Annotated in this window: 9 protein-coding genes; 2 read left to right on the top strand and 7 right to left on the bottom strand. The window is 62.8% G+C overall.

The genetic code is table 11. The annotated features are described in order from the left end of the window. Positions 1-120 precede the first annotated feature (120 nt). Positions 121-1,560 carry a cardiolipin synthase gene (cls, locus tag AC09SL_RS11695; RefSeq protein ID WP_058546474.1) on the top strand — a complete coding sequence of 480 codons (1,440 nt, stop codon included), beginning with the start codon at positions 121-123 and terminating at the stop codon, positions 1,558-1,560. Here the strand turns inward: cls and cfaB are convergent. The 5 genes from cfaB to AC09SL_RS11670 all read right to left on the bottom strand — a co-directional run bounded on the left by cfaB (position 1,557) and on the right by AC09SL_RS11670 (position 8,892). After that, entirely contained in the window at positions 1,557-2,744 is a 1,188-nt protein-coding gene (gene cfaB / locus AC09SL_RS11690; protein WP_058546473.1) for a C17 cyclopropane fatty acid synthase CfaB, read from the bottom strand. The two genes, cls and cfaB, sit on opposite strands and share 4 nt — an antisense overlap. A gap of 184 nt (positions 2,745-2,928) precedes the next feature. Beyond that, the gene (locus AC09SL_RS11685; protein ID WP_058546472.1) at positions 2,929-4,845 is read right to left on the bottom strand and encodes a heavy metal translocating P-type ATPase; all 1,917 of its coding nucleotides are present in this window, start codon (positions 4,843-4,845) and stop codon (positions 2,929-2,931) included. Then, positions 4,842-5,894 carry a protease modulator HflK gene (hflK, locus tag AC09SL_RS11680; RefSeq protein ID WP_058546471.1) on the bottom strand — a complete coding sequence of 351 codons (1,053 nt, stop codon included), beginning with the start codon at positions 5,892-5,894 and terminating at the stop codon, positions 4,842-4,844. Before hflK ends, AC09SL_RS11685 begins: the two co-directional genes overlap by 4 nt. Then, a complete protein-coding gene (gene hflC, locus AC09SL_RS11675) occupies positions 5,891-6,934 on the bottom strand; it encodes a protease modulator HflC (RefSeq protein WP_058546470.1) in 1,044 nt (347 codons plus the stop codon). Before hflC ends, hflK begins: the two co-directional genes overlap by 4 nt. After that, entirely contained in the window at positions 6,931-8,892 is a 1,962-nt protein-coding gene (locus AC09SL_RS11670; RefSeq protein WP_058546469.1) for a protease modulator HflK, read from the bottom strand. Before AC09SL_RS11670 ends, hflC begins: the two co-directional genes overlap by 4 nt. Before the next feature lie 221 nt (positions 8,893-9,113). Here AC09SL_RS11670 and lpdA point away from each other — a divergent pair, with 221 nt between their 5' ends. Beyond that, positions 9,114-10,514, top strand: coding sequence for a dihydrolipoyl dehydrogenase (lpdA, locus tag AC09SL_RS11665; RefSeq protein WP_058546468.1), 1,401 nt, complete (start codon positions 9,114-9,116; stop codon positions 10,512-10,514). 211 nt (positions 10,515-10,725) lie between these two features. On the opposite strand, the gene AC09SL_RS11660 is transcribed toward lpdA, so the two are convergent. Continuing rightward, positions 10,726-12,876, bottom strand: a complete 2,151-nt coding sequence (locus AC09SL_RS11660) for a hypothetical protein (protein WP_058546467.1) — start codon at positions 12,874-12,876, stop codon at positions 10,726-10,728. After that, positions 12,863-14,056: a DUF3142 domain-containing protein gene (locus tag AC09SL_RS11655; RefSeq protein ID WP_058546466.1), complete on the bottom strand. Its 1,194-nt coding sequence runs from the start codon at positions 14,054-14,056 to the stop codon at positions 12,863-12,865. The genes AC09SL_RS11660 and AC09SL_RS11655 overlap by 14 nt, the downstream gene beginning before the upstream one ends. Between the last annotated feature and the right edge of the window lie 6 nt (positions 14,057-14,062).

The following is a 14,062-nucleotide window of genomic DNA, read 5'->3' as shown; positions in this document are numbered from 1 at the left end:
GTGGCCGTTAGACGCCGCCCACAGGCTTCGGTTCAGGCTTGGGACGAGTGAATTAAATCGCGACATTCGCCATGGAACATGGTCTGTTAAGCATTGAAACCTCCGGAGCAAGAATGCCCCATGGATTATTTCGGCCCGCATGTTTTCGGTTACCTGATCGCGCTGCTCCACACCCTGGGTTCCATTGCCGCCGTCCACGCCGTCTTGACGGTGCGCACGGCCCAAGGCTCGATTGCCTGGGCCCTGTCGTTGCTGTTCATACCCTACCTGACCTTGATTCCTTACCTGGTTTTCGGACGCAGTACCTTTGATGGCTACATCAAGGCGCGCCGACAAGCCAATGAAGAGATGCGCAAGGCGATCTCCGAGCTCAACTGGCGACCGTGGGTCGAAGAGGCCCTGACCGCCCGCGCTTCCCAGGCCTACGACTCGTTGCGGGCCATGCCCCAGCTGGGGCGCACACCGTGCCTTGCGAACAATCAGGTGCGCTTGCTCGTCAATGGCCAGGCCACGTTCGAGGCGATCTTCCAGGCCATCGATAACGCCCGGCAGGCCGTGCTGATTCAATTTTTCATCATCCACGATGATCGCCTTGGCTTACGCCTGCAGGCACTGCTCCTGAAAAAGGCCGCCGAAGGCGTGGCGGTGTATCTGCTTTATGACCGCATTGGCAGCCACTCCCTGCCCCACCGCTACGTCCAGGCGCTGCGCGACGGTGGTGTCCACGTGAAAGCCTTCGCCACCCGCAGTGGCTGGCTCAACCGGTTCCAGGTCAACTTTCGCAACCACCGCAAGATCGTGGCGGTGGATGGCGTTCTAGGCTTCGTCGGCGGGCACAACGTGGGCGATGAATACATGGGCGAAAAGCCCCCCCTGGCGCCGTGGCGCGACACCCATGTCGAAGTCCGCGGTCCGGTGGTGGGGAGCATGCAGGAGTCGTTTGCCGAGGACTGGTTCTGGGCGGCCCGTTCGCTGCCCCCGCTGATCCTGCCAGACACCTACCCGGACGACGGTGTGCTCTGCCAGTTGCTGACCAGCGGCCCGGCCGATGCCTACGAAACCTGCTCGCTGTTTTTCGTCGAAGCAATCCATGCGGCCAGCGAGCGAGTCTGGATCACAACGCCTTACTTCATCCCCGACGAAGCGGTGTTCGCAGCCTTGCGCCTGGCGGTACTGCGCGGGGTGGATGTGCGCATCCTGCTGCCCTCGCGGCCGGACCACAAGATCGTCTACGCCGCATCCAGCCTGTATGCGTTTGAGGCGGTGCGGGCCGGTGTGCGGATGTTCCGTTACACGCCGGGCTTCCTGCATCAGAAGGTGGTGCTGATCGACCGGGAAATCAGCGCCATCGGCAGTGCGAACCTGGACAACCGTTCGTTCCGCTTGAATTTCGAAGTCATGCTGCTCACGGTGGATATCCGGTTCGCCACCGAGGTCGAGCAGATGCTTGAGCAGGACTTCGCCCAAGCCGTGGAAATCGACAAACAGGAAAGCCGGGAGACCCACCGCCTGCAGAAGGTCGGCATGCGAATCGCCCGGCTCATTTCCCCGATTCTTTAAGGGGTGTAGATGTCGTCGCGGGTCCAGGGCAAATCATGGCTACCGTCGGCGTGGGCCTTCACCGCCAGGATCTGGTGCAGATTGATCCAGCCCTTGGCGAACGCGTAGGCGCAGCCGGCCAGGTACAGACGCCAGATCCGCAATGCCTGCTCCGACACCTCCTTCGACGCAGCCTCGAGGTTGTCCTCCAGGCGTTCACTCCAGTGATCGAGCGTGCGCGCGTAATGCAGGCGCAGGCTTTCCACGTCGACGATCTCCAGCCCCGCTTCGCTGATCTGGGCGGAAATCATCGACAGGTGCGGCAGCTCGCCGTTGGGGAACACATATTTCTCGATGAAATCGCCTGCGCCACGACCGACCGGACGACCGTCGGTGTGCTTGGCGGTGATGCCATGGTTCATCACCAACCCGCCCTCGCGCACGGCGCCGAACAGCGTCTTGCAGTACTGCTCGAGGTTGGCGTGGCCGACGTGCTCGAACATCCCCACACTGACCACTTTGTCGAAGCGACCGTCCTGCGGCAGGTCGCGATAATCCAGTAATTGCAACTCGACCAGATCCTCCAGGCCCTCTGCCTTGACCCGTTCCTGAGCCAACGTCAGCTGCGCCTTGCTCAGGGTAATACCGAAGACCTTGGCACCGAACTCGCGCGCAGCGTAACGCGCCAGACCACCCCAGCCGCAACCGACATCCAGCAGATAGTCACCCGGCTGCAATCGCAGCTTGCGGCACAAATGGCGGAATTTGGCTTGCTGGGCCTGTTCGAGGGTTTCACTGCCCGTCTCGAAATAGGCGCAGGAATAGGCCATGTCACTGTCGAGCCACAGCTGATAAAACGCGTTGGAAAGATCGTAGTGATAGGAGATCGCCTTGGCGTCGGTTTCCTTGTCGTGGAGCGATCGCACCGGCAGGTTGTCGGCGTCATCCTCGAGCAATGCCTGGCTCCATTCATCGCAGACACGAATGACTTCGTGAATCGAACCTTCGAGCTCCAGTTTTCCCTCTACGAAGGCGGCCCCCAGCGCATCAAGGCTGGGATGGGTGAATTGCGCGACCATTTGTGGGTCCTTGACCACGATCGTGACACTGGGGTCGTCACCCAGTGAAAATTCATGGCCATCCCAGAGCCGTAACCGAAGCGGAAGGTGCAGATTCTGTAAGGCCGGTGGAAGTTGCGCGAGCATGAATAAACCCCCTTGTTTCAGACGTCTGAAATGAGGGTAGACCATCATAGAAAAATAGCAGGCTATCGAATTTATAGCCTTTATCTATCACTGCCCCAAATTCACTCCTTGTGCCGGGTACTGCCAGTATGGGTACGCCCTCTCCAACAGAGACTGCAAGGGTGACGCACAGTTCGCCAAGGGTTTATCCAACGGTTCCCTTCGCTTGGATTTTCAGGAGTGGCTCCTGGAACCGCAGCAATCGCCCTGCATTACCTAACACTAGCAGGGTACTGAGATTGTGCAGCAGCGCAGCGATCATCGCCCCCGCCGCGCCGAGCCAACCGAAGGCGGCAAACGCGACGATTGCCAGCGTCCAGCCCAGGCCAATGATCACGTTGACCTGCAACGTGCGCCTGCATTGACGACTCAATCGCACACAGGTGCCGAGGCGCCGCAGGTCGCTGCCGATCAGCACGATGTCTGCCGACGCCAGGGCAATGTCTGCACCGCCGGCTCCCATGGCGACACCCACCACCCCAGCCTTTAGCGCCAGGGAATCGTTGATGCCATCGCCCACCACCATAGGGCGGAACCCATGGTCGATTTCAGCCATGACCCGCTTGAGTTTGTCTTCCGGCAGGGCCTGGGCTTGCAAATCGCCAATGCCGACATCCCTGGCCAAGGTCGTGGCCACACTCTGGCGGTCGCCGGTCAACAGCAACTGCCGCCCCAGGCCCAGCTCGCGCAGCTCGGCCATGGCAACCCGTGCCTCCGGCTTGACACTGTCGGCCAACAACAGCCAGGCGAGGAATTGCCCGTTCAGGGCCAGGCCGGCAATCGGGCCATCGTGCTCAGGGATCGTTGAGGTTTGAATACCCAACTGTGCAAACAACTCCGGCCGCCCAAGCGCCGCTTCGCCCTGGTCGGTCATCGCGACCACGCCCAACCCTTGGCGCTCATGGATGTCCGTCAGCGCCAGGCAGTTTTCCTTTTCCACCAGTCCTGCCAACGCTCGACTGACCGGATGACTGCTGGCCGAACCGAGGCTGGCAGCCAAAGGCAGCAACGATAGAGGAGCATCCTGGGCATGTTCGATGGATTGCAGGCGCAGGACGCCGAAGGTCAGAGTACCGGTCTTATCGACCACCAACGACGTCAGGTCCGCCAGTTCTTCCAGGAAGGCCGAGCTGCGGATCAGGATCCCGTGGCGCGCTGCCACCGCGATCCCGGCAATGGCGGTGGCCGGCGCCGACAGCACCAACGCACAAGGACAGGCGGCAACCAACACCGCCAGCATCGCCTGGGCATCGTTGGTCACGAACCAGGTCACCGCCGCCAGCAACAACACCAGTACCAGGTAACTGCCGGCGTAGCGTTCCAGCAAGCGAGTGATGGGCGGCTTGGAGCGTTCGGCGTTTTGCATCAGGGCGATGACCTTGCCCAAGGTGGATTCTTCGCCGGTGCGGGTCACTTCCAGGCGTAGCAAGCCATCCAGATTGATCGCGCCACCAAAGACTTCAGTGCCGATCACGGCCTCCAACGGCACCGACTCACCCGTGATGGGCGCGGTGTCGAGGCTGGCCTGGCCGGACAACACCAGACCATCGGCCGGCACCCGGTCGCCAGCGCGCACCTCCACGACATCGCCGGGGTGAAGCGTCGCGTTGTCGACATCAATGATCGAACCGTCGGCCTGTACCTTGCGACCTTGGCTGCGGGTCAGTTGGCCAAGGGCATGGATCGCCTCCTGGGAGCCAATGACGCTGCGCTCTTCCAGCACATGCCCGAAGATCATGATGATCGGCAACAATGCCGCCGTCAGCAAGTCGCCAGTGGCCCAGGCACCGAGCATCGCCAGGGCGATGAGTTGGTCAGTAATCCCGTGCAGGCTTGGATAGCGCAAGCTGTACCAGGCCGAACGCATCACCGGCACCGCCACCAACAGCGAGGCGAACCCCAACAGCAGTTGGCTGACTCCGCTCTGCTCCGGCGACCAGGCGCGCCATACCAGGCCCAATGCGAGCAAGCCGAGGGCGAGCATTGCCAAAGTCAGTTGCCGGGCGGCGATGCGTTGTTCCGTCGAGGACAACATCGGTGCAGCGCTGGTTTGGGCGGTCATTGTCCGGCTCCCTGGATGATCAGGCGGGCATCGTCTTTCGGGTCGACCGTGGTCACTGAACCGGCCTGGCGAAGGATGGCAGGCATGCGTTCGCGATACAGACGCAGCAGCATTTGCGGATCGCTGCCTTGGGTCTTCGCCAGGCCGAGCACCGTGGCGGTGTCGGCCGAAGCCTTGGCGAGTCGTTCGCTGGCCTGGGCATGGGCGACTTGCACGGCACGGTCGGCGTCCTGGCGGGCGGCCTGGGTGAGCTTTTCGGCTTCGGTGCGCGCGTTGGCCACAGCTTTATCGGCTTGCTGGCTGGCCGTCAGTACCGCGTTGAAGGCGCTGACCGCCGGCCCCGGCAGACTCGATTGCACATCGACCCGCACCACTTCGATCCCCAACCCCTGCCCCGTCGACGCTAGGTCAGCCAGGCGTCGGTTAAGCCCCTGCACCAGATCGCCACGCAAGCGTTCGCGACGTTCGGCCGCCTGGTTATCGCTGCCCATCAGTTCGGGGCGCGCCACCAGAATGGTGTCCAGGTCCCGAGCTGCGGTCAGGGCCACGGCACTGCGGGTCGCCAGCCGGTCCAGTGCCGGCAGGACATGCTCACCTTGCAAGACGAACGCGTAAGGGTCGGTGACTTTGTAGAACACTCGCACATCGAGTTGCACGACGCCGGCATCACCGGTCAATAAATAACCAGAACCGGCCAACGCATCGCTGACCGGCGTGGCGAAACTGGCAACACGATCAGCCTGCAAGGCCGCATCCGAGCGCAGCAGATTTTCCACCCGCCGCTCCAGCACCCGATCCGCCGCCGGCAACAAGATCACTTGTTCCACAGGACGAGGCCACGCCAACAAGAGGCCGGCATTCTGGATTCGATCCAAGGCTCCAAAGTGCAGCACCACCGCACGATTCTGCGGATCGATCTGCCGCACGTTGGAAAAAACCCAGGCCAACGCTGCCAACACCGTGACGACGTAAAGGGCAAGAAATGCCAGGCGTCCGGCCTGGATCCACGGACTGGATAACTCATTTGTTCCACGTGGAACCAAACTCATGGTTGTGTTCCACCTTTGCCTTCCACGGAAACAGGACCGTCCACCAGCACACGGAATGGCGCCGCATCGGTGCGCAGAATCAACTTCGTGCCTGGGCTGACGATCGTGCCCAAGGTGTCCAACGAACGGAGCAGGTTGTAGAGCTGCGGGGAACCTGCGTACGCACGGCCATAGATCTGGGCCGCTTCTACTCGCGACTGGGCTTCGATATCCGCGGCCTTCACCGTGGCATCGGCTTGCATGACTCGCGCATCACGCTCCGCGGCGGAGCGAATCTGCGCCGCTTCGCGCTTGCCGATGGCTGTGCGTTCGGTGGCGATGGTCTCACGCTCGGCGCGCATGCGATCCACCGTCGCCGTCAGTGTCACCGAGGGCAAGGTCAGGCGTTCGACGCCGACTTGCAACACGCGCACGCCATAAGTGGTGAGCAACTGTTGATCGATCTGCTGACGCAGCTGGGCTTCGAAATCGGCGATGCGCACTTGGCTGGCATCGGTGTTGACCAGGTTCGCCAGGTCAAAACTGGCGGCCGTGGTTTCCAGCGCCGAGCCGACGAATGTACGAATCTGCCGTGCGGCTTCGTCCGGTTGGTTCTGCACCGCACGCATGAAACGCTGCACGTTGTCCGGGTCTCCCTGCACCTGCCAAGCCACGTAGGCCTGGACGATGATCCGCAGCCCATCACGGGTGCCGACATCCTGCAGGCCACTGGATGTAGTGCGCAGTCGCAAATCTACCGGGATCGCCGCCTCGAACGGCGCCGGCCAGCGCCAACCCAAGCCAGGTTGCAGCAACACCCGCGCTGGATTGCCGAAACGGGTGATGACCGTGGCCTCCCCCGAACGCACTTGCACCAGGCTTGCGGCCGCAACGGCAAACGCCACCAACAGCGCCGCCCAACCCATCCGTCGCCACGGGAACGGACCGGCTTGCTGCGGATCGCCATGATGGTGGTGATGATGATGGCCATGGTGATGACCGGAATGGCCGTGATCGTGACCAGCGTGGTCGTGGTGATCGTGTGAAGAGGACTGGCTCAATGGGCAGCTCCTGGCGGGACAGGGTTACGCGGCGACGCGGGGTCTGCCGGCAGCGTGAAGGTACGCAAGTCGATGGTCGGCCCGTTGCCGTTGCCGCCCAGGCGATGGTCGAGAATCAGCAACCGGGCATTGGCGAGGCCCTGGCTCAGTTGACCCAGGTAGTGTTCCAGCACAAAAGCGTGCCCCGCCGTGGCGTAGGCTTTGCGGTCGGCATTGAAGCGCAAGTCGGCGGCCTGGGCAGTTGCGTTGATTTCCCGGGCGGTGGCCGTGGCCTGGTCATGGGCGACGCTGGCTTGCAATTTCGCCTGGTTCGTCTGTTCCGCCGCCGCGCCGCGCTCTCGAGCGATCAATGCCTGCGCGCCGATCTGCGCCGCCTGCACGCCGTGGTAGGCGTTGGCCGCTCCGGCCGGTGGATGAATCGCCTCCACGACCGTTGCCAGGATTTCCACGCCGCTGTCGAGCGATTGCAAGTCAGCCTGGACGGCGCGACCGATTTCGTCGGCGAGGCTGACACGGTCCGCTCCCAACAAACCGTCCAGCGTGCGCGACGCGAACTCATGCACCAGGATGCGGCTGGCGGTGCTGCGAATCAGCGTCGGCACATCGGCGCTGTTGTAGGTCGCCGCCAACGCCGCGGCGTCCGTCAAGCCGATGCGGTAGACGAAGCGCACGTCCATGTTGACGATCTGGAAGCTCTGCTGGTCGGCACGACGACTGGCAATGACCTGGGACTTGTCATTCACATGGCTGGCGTCCCACAACCGATTGGCGATTGCCGGTGCGGGTCCCTCCGCCGGTTCAGCCTCGACCACTGCCCGACTCTCCGCGACGCTGGTGGCCAGTTCATGCACAACGCCATTCTCGACGTTGAGCACCCTGCCCCACGGCCAAGGCAACGCGACATGCAAGCCCGGGCCGAATACCTCTACCGGTTTGCCGAAACGCTCATAGATGCCACGCCCCTGCAGCGGCACTTCGTGCACGCCCGTCAGCAACCAGCCCACCAGCACCACCAGCGCCAACACCGGCAAAAAAGCCCGGCGCATGTAACTGAAGGCCCAGATCTGGCGCAGGTCGATGCCAAAACGGTTGTGCAGTTCATGTTGCAAGGCCAGCCACGGTTGCGGCGGCCAGCGCAGCAGATCGGCGATGACGCTGCGGCCCAGCAGCGTCGGTTCCAGGGCGTCCCGGCGTGGGATGAATAACGACAGCACCGCGCGCAACAACAACTCTGCCGCCACCAGCCCCGGCAGCAACCCCATCAGGACTGCCAGGCGCGTCGGCCAGAGGGACGTTTCTGCGCCGAACAACAAGCACAAAGCGCCAAGCACCAGCACGATGATCGCCACCCGCGTCAGTTGCGCCAGCGGCGGCGCTTCCGGCCATTCCACGGGAGATTGCTGGGCCAATTGCCGCTCGAACACCAACAGCCCGAACGCCAACAACAACGACAACACCGCCCCCACACTGGCCGAGCCACCGAGGGCGGCAGCCGGCAGTTGCAAGTTCCAGGCTTGTTCCAGGCCCAGCAATACCAACACTGACCAACCCGCCAGCCACAACGCAGGCGCACCGATTTGCTTCAGCAGACCGACCCCGCGAGCCCCCATTCGCTCCAGCAGCCGCTCATACCAACCCAAGTTATCAACAGGCTCGTTTTCCGTCGGCAGGTTATCCACAGCCGGCAGCAGCGCCCTGCTACGCCATTGCGTGACCCACCAGGCCGATTGCAGACCTGCCACCAGCACCAGCAGTCCCGCAACTTGGCTGACCAGCAGCACCGGCCACAACGATTGCGGCGAAAACACCCCGATAAAAAACGCCAGTAACAGGCCCACGCCCGCCACGCTTCCCAGACCGAAAGCAATCTGCTTCAAGCGGCGTCCCTGAAACGACGCGCGCTGAAAACGCGGCCATTGGGCCACCTGTGCCCCTTCGACATCAAGATCGACTTGCATACCACCCCAGCACTCGTGGCGCTCAAAATCCGGGCCCGTGGACAGACGCCACCGACGCTTCGTTACATGCCGTTACCTTATAACCATTACTGTGAAATTTCCGTTTTGAATTCTTCATGCCAAGGCCAGTGCCGACCTATTGACTTAAGCCTTGACCGAAATCGCTGGAAACGCTCATATTACGATCATAATTTTTTATCAGGGCAAGCGGGAGAACAGCGATGAGCAACTACGACGTGATCATTCTGGGCGGTGGACCCGGCGGGTATAACGCAGCGATTCGGGCCGGGCAGTTGGGGTTGAAAGCCGCCTGTGTCGAAGGTCGCGCCACCTTGGGCGGCACCTGCCTGAACGTCGGCTGCATGCCCTCCAAGGCCTTGCTCCACGCCTCGGAACTGTACGAAGCCGCCACGGGAAGGGAATTCGCCAACCTGGGCATTGAAGTCAGCCCCACCCTCAACCTTGCGCAGATGATGAAGCAGAAGGACGAAAGCGTGGCCGGCCTGACCAAGGGCATAGAGTTTCTGTTTCGCAAGAACAAGGTCGACTGGATCAAAGGCTGGGGCCACATCGACGGGCCGGGCAAGGTGACCGTTACCGGCAATGATGGCGCCAAGACCGAACTCAGCGCCAAGGACATCGTCATCGCCACCGGCTCCGAACCCATGCCGCTGCCAGGGGTGGTCATCGATAACCAGCGCATCCTCGACTCCACCGGCGCCTTGTCCCTGAGTGAGGTGCCCCGGCATCTGGTGGTGATCGGCGCCGGTGTCATCGGCCTCGAACTGGGTTCGGTCTGGCGACGCCTGGGTGCCCAGGTGACCGTGGTGGAATACCTCGATCGCATCTGCCCGGGGGTGGACGCAGAAGCCGGCAAGACCCTGCAACGGGCCCTGGGTAAACAAGGCATCCAGTTCAAGTTGAGTTCGAAGGTCACGGGTGCCATTACTTCAGCCAGCGGCGTGCAATTGCAGATCGAGCCGGCGGCGGGCGGCGAAGCACAGGCCCTGGACGCCGACTACGTGCTGGTCGCCATCGGCCGTCGACCTTACACGCAAGGGTTGGGGCTGGAGAACGTCGGGCTGAGCATTGACCCGCGCGGCATGCTCGCCAACCAGCATCAACGCACCGAAGCACCCGGCGTCTGGGTTATCGGTGATGTGACGTCCGGACCGATGCTCGCCCACAAGGCCGAAGACGAAGCCATGGTCTGCATCGAACAGATCGCCGGCAAGGCCGCCGAGGTCAACTATGCGCTGATTCCCAGCGTCATCTACACCCGTCCGGAACTGGCCAGTGTCGGCAAGACCGAGGAACAGCTCAAGGCTGAAGGCCGCGTCTACAAAGTTGGCAAGTTTCCCTTCACGGCCAACAGCCGGGCCAAGATCAACCACGAGACCGAAGGGTTCGCCAAGGTCCTGGCCGATGAACGCACCGATGAGATCCTTGGCGTACACCTGGTGGGCCCGAGCGTCAGTGAGATGATCGGTGAATACTGTGTGGCCATGGAGTTCAGTGCCTCGGCCGAGGACATCGCCCTGACCTGTCACCCACACCCTACCCGCTCGGAGGCGTTGCGCCAGGCGGCCATGAATGTGGAGGGGATGGCGACGCAGATGTAGGAACAACGCAAAGCCAGGGTGAACAATCTTTGTGGCCAGAGATTGCTCCCTCCGGACCGCGCCCGTAGGAGCTGACGAGTGAAACGAGGCTGCGATCTTTCCCCAGACACTTGAGTCTCAAGCGAAAGATCAAAAGATCGTCCGAACGCGGCCCGAGCCTTCGCCAGTTCCTACAGAGCCGAGCCAGCGCCAAGCTCTGGCCACATTCAACTTAATTGGCCGCCATCCGCGCCTTGCGCCGGCGGCGACTGATCAATCCCAACCCCACCGCCACTACCAGCACCAAACCACCCATTTGCAGCCAACCTTTGTAAGGTCGCAGCATCGAGCGGATCGGGTCCAAGGCCTGGGTCACGTAGCGTTTGTTCGCCGTGCCAAAGTCCGGTTCCTGGCATTGATGACCGAAATCCTCGGCCCAATCCACATACGGACCTTCCTTCACGTACCGTTGATACAGCGCGCTTTGATCCTCGAGGCTGGAGTTGTACCCCACCGCTTTGCACAGCACCGCCGCAAACGCCTGGCTGGTATGCGGCAATTGATCCGCCGCCTGACTCGCCAACGCAGTGGCAACAAACCGATAGTGGTAACGCACCTCAGGCTTCGCCGCGCTGGCCTGCTGGCGTTGCACTTCGCCTTCGGCCACCAGCGGTCCGACCTTCAGCTCAACCGGTTCCAGGCTGTAGTTGCCGCCCAGGCTGGCGTAATCCGGCGCCATCTCATAGCCAAGCAACTCCATGCCCCATTTGCGCGCCATCCAGGACGCATTGAAATACGCCTCGGCCCGTCGGGTTGGCCACCATTTGGACTCCGCGTCCTGGCGCAATTGCCCATAGGCGCGGGCCTTGTCCTGCAGGTCCGCGTTATCGAAATAAGCCGGCGCCTCATCAAAGCGCCCTTCCCTCAGCAAACGCCGGCCCAGCAGGTTGCGCAAACTCGCAGCCACCGGCAGCGGCACGTAGTTATCCCGATCCTCCTGGCTCAACGCCGGTGGCGCCGGGACTTGAGCGTCGACGTACTGCTTGAGTTCATCCACCGTGAGCACACGCTCGGCGACTGCGGCAGCGTCGTACCAATAGTTGCTCTGGCTGCGATAAAGCTGATCGAAGGCTTGCAGGTAATCGCCGCGCTGCAAGGCCAGGATCGCACTTTCACCTTCGACCCGGCACTTGGGCTGCACCGACTCGAAGTTCCAATCCGGTGTCCGCCGGCTGCCCCAGGATTCATCGCTCGGAAACGCCTGGGCGGCCTTGGCATAAGCCGCCGCCGCGGCAACCTTGTCGCCGTCGCGCAGGGCCAGCTTGGCGCGCACCCACCAGGCCAGCCCCGTGTCGGAGGCCTTTTGCACAAACGCCTGGGCGCTGGCGTAATCGCCGTGCTGGTAACTCACCGCTGCCAAACGGTCGGCATCGTCGAGGCTGTCCCGGGCGTTGGCTTGCAACAGTTGGACGAGCCTTTTCTCACCCGAGGGTTCTTCACCGTCCCACCAGCCGACGCGGCTGAGCAGGTAGGCGGTGACCAATCGCTGCACCGCCCTGGTTTTGAGCAATTCGCTCAAACGTTCATCCGGTTGGACGCTCAAATCACCGGCCAATTGCAACAACGAGCTGTAGCCGACCGCAGATCCTTGCAGGTTCTGGATCGCATACAGGCCGATGGCACTGTCCCAGTCGTCAGCGGTGTAGGCCACCCGGGCTTCTTCGCCAAGGCTGGCGATGCCCAGTTCCAGCGGATCGCTGAAGCCGGCAATGCTCAACTCGCGGGCCTGGCGAAACGCCGCTCGCGCCTGGTCCCGCAAAACCACGGGGTCGCCGCTGCCGGCCTCGGTGCTCACGGCGAACAAGGCCCGCCCCAGAGAGTACGCGGCCCAGGTGCTGCGCAACCGACGTTGCTCACCCGGTAACGCCAGCAATTGCTGGAATGCTTCCACGGCGCGCTGATGCTCACCAACGTGAAAAGCCGCCGCACCAATCGCATACAAGCGCAGCTCATCAGGCAGATTGGCCGCCTCGGCTGCCACCTGGTCGACATCGGTGAGGGCCCGCAGGCGCTCCACCACCGCTTGCTGCGGCGGGGTCAGGCCGATCTGCTCGGCCTGGTTGCGTTGTTCCACGTAGGAAGGCAGGTCGTCATAGCTGTAGTTCGGGTTGCGCGTCGCCTCGGTGGCCGGCTTGAGCCCGGCAATCGCCTGGCCAAGGCGGCTGACCTCGAAGCGAAAACTGCCTTCGGGCAATTCGGCCAACGACTGGGCGCGGTTATCCAGCAAGCGCATCGGGAAATCCGGCCCGCAGGCCAGCGCCGGGCCCAGGGGCAGGCACAGGCTCAGACACAGCAAGTGACGAGGCCACCTACGGATAAACATTGAAACCTCCTTGGTCAATTTTCGTACAGCGCGCCCAGCCGATTGCCCGTTGGCTGCCGGCAGCCAGGCGGCCTTCCTGAATGCGGGTGAAGGTAAGCAGTCCGGGGGTTTGTTGCAACGTATAACCGGCCAAGGCATCGACGCCGTCACACGCGCCAACAGCCAGCGTCAGGCGCTGGGGCCAAGGGCTGTCGAGATTGCCCTGGTTAACCAGGCGGATATCGTACAAACCGCCCTGCTGCTCCCACTGCAGTGCCAAGCGACTGTCCAGGTTTTCTCCCCGCGCGACGGCGCCGAGCGTGGTCAGGCTCCACGCCCGTCGGTCGCCGGCCAGCGGCAGGCGAAACCAGATCAACCCAGCGAGATGTTTCGGCGGATCGGCACGCAAATCTGCCGCAAGCCCGGCCACTTGTTGCGGATCGGCCAGCAGCTCCCGACGCTCACCGCCGCGATCGATCGGCACCTCGCTTTCCACCACCGGCACGCCGCTCTCCTGGGTCAACAGCGCCACGCCGTACGCCGGCAGGGCCAGATAAAACGGCCGTGTGGTGACGTCGCTCCAGCGTTGCGCCCACTGCCGGGCCTGTTTCGGATCGAACAATCCCTGCCGTGGATCGCTCACCGCGTGGACCTGCAGCACGCTGCTGTCCACCGCTTCCAACAACCCCGGCAATGCTGGGCTGTCGAGCCAGGCCGGCAGCGCGGTAATACTCAGCCGCAGGTTGGGGGGCAGGACGTGGCGCAGTTGGCCGAGGAATTTTCCATAGGCCGGCAACCGTGCATTACCCGCATCGTGATCGATCTCCACACCTACCGGGGTCAGGCCTTGGGCTTGCCAATCGCCCAGCACTTGTTGGATCTGCGCGATCACCTCGTCCTGGTCCAAGGCCTTGAGCTGACCGTCCAGGCGAATCACGGCGATCAGCGGACGGCCGTCAGCCTTGAGCAAGGCCGGATCGACCCGCGCACGGCTCCAGCCCGCCCCGGGAAAAGCCTGCAACGCCAGCACCCGTAGGCTGGAAAAGTCGTCATGACTCTGGCGCAACGCCAGCTCGTGGGCCGGTGTCCATTGGCGTTGCCAGATATAAAGCTGCTGATCGAGGGCCGGGGCCGGGGGCTGTTCGCAGCCCCCTGAAAGCAGCACGGCGAGGGCCAGGGATAGCCGGAAAAGAACTGTCATGAGGCC

Source organism: Pseudomonas sp. PF05 (assembly GCF_056521845.1).
The sequence above is the reverse complement of the archived record's forward strand: the minus strand, read 5'-3'. Positions and strand labels throughout refer to the sequence as shown.

What these genes read in the sequence shown, in the direction of transcription:
- AC09SL_RS11660 (WP_058546467.1), bottom strand. Translation starts at nt 12,876, where the DNA reads ATGTTTATCCGTAGGTGGCCTCGTCACTTGCTGTGTCTGAGCCTGTGC.
- lpdA (WP_058546468.1), top strand. Translation starts at nt 9,114, where the DNA reads ATGAGCAACTACGACGTGATCATTCTGGGCGGTGGACCCGGCGGGTAT.
- AC09SL_RS11670 (WP_058546469.1), bottom strand. Translation starts at nt 8,892, where the DNA reads ATGCAAGTCGATCTTGATGTCGAAGGGGCACAGGTGGCCCAATGGCCG.
- AC09SL_RS11655 (WP_058546466.1), bottom strand. Translation starts at nt 14,056, where the DNA reads ATGACAGTTCTTTTCCGGCTATCCCTGGCCCTCGCCGTGCTGCTTTCA.
- AC09SL_RS11685 (WP_058546472.1), bottom strand. Translation starts at nt 4,845, where the DNA reads ATGACCGCCCAAACCAGCGCTGCACCGATGTTGTCCTCGACGGAACAA.
- cls (WP_058546474.1), top strand. Translation starts at nt 121, where the DNA reads ATGGATTATTTCGGCCCGCATGTTTTCGGTTACCTGATCGCGCTGCTC.
- hflK (WP_058546471.1), bottom strand. Translation starts at nt 5,894, where the DNA reads ATGAGTTTGGTTCCACGTGGAACAAATGAGTTATCCAGTCCGTGGATC.
- cfaB (WP_058546473.1), bottom strand. Translation starts at nt 2,744, where the DNA reads ATGCTCGCGCAACTTCCACCGGCCTTACAGAATCTGCACCTTCCGCTT.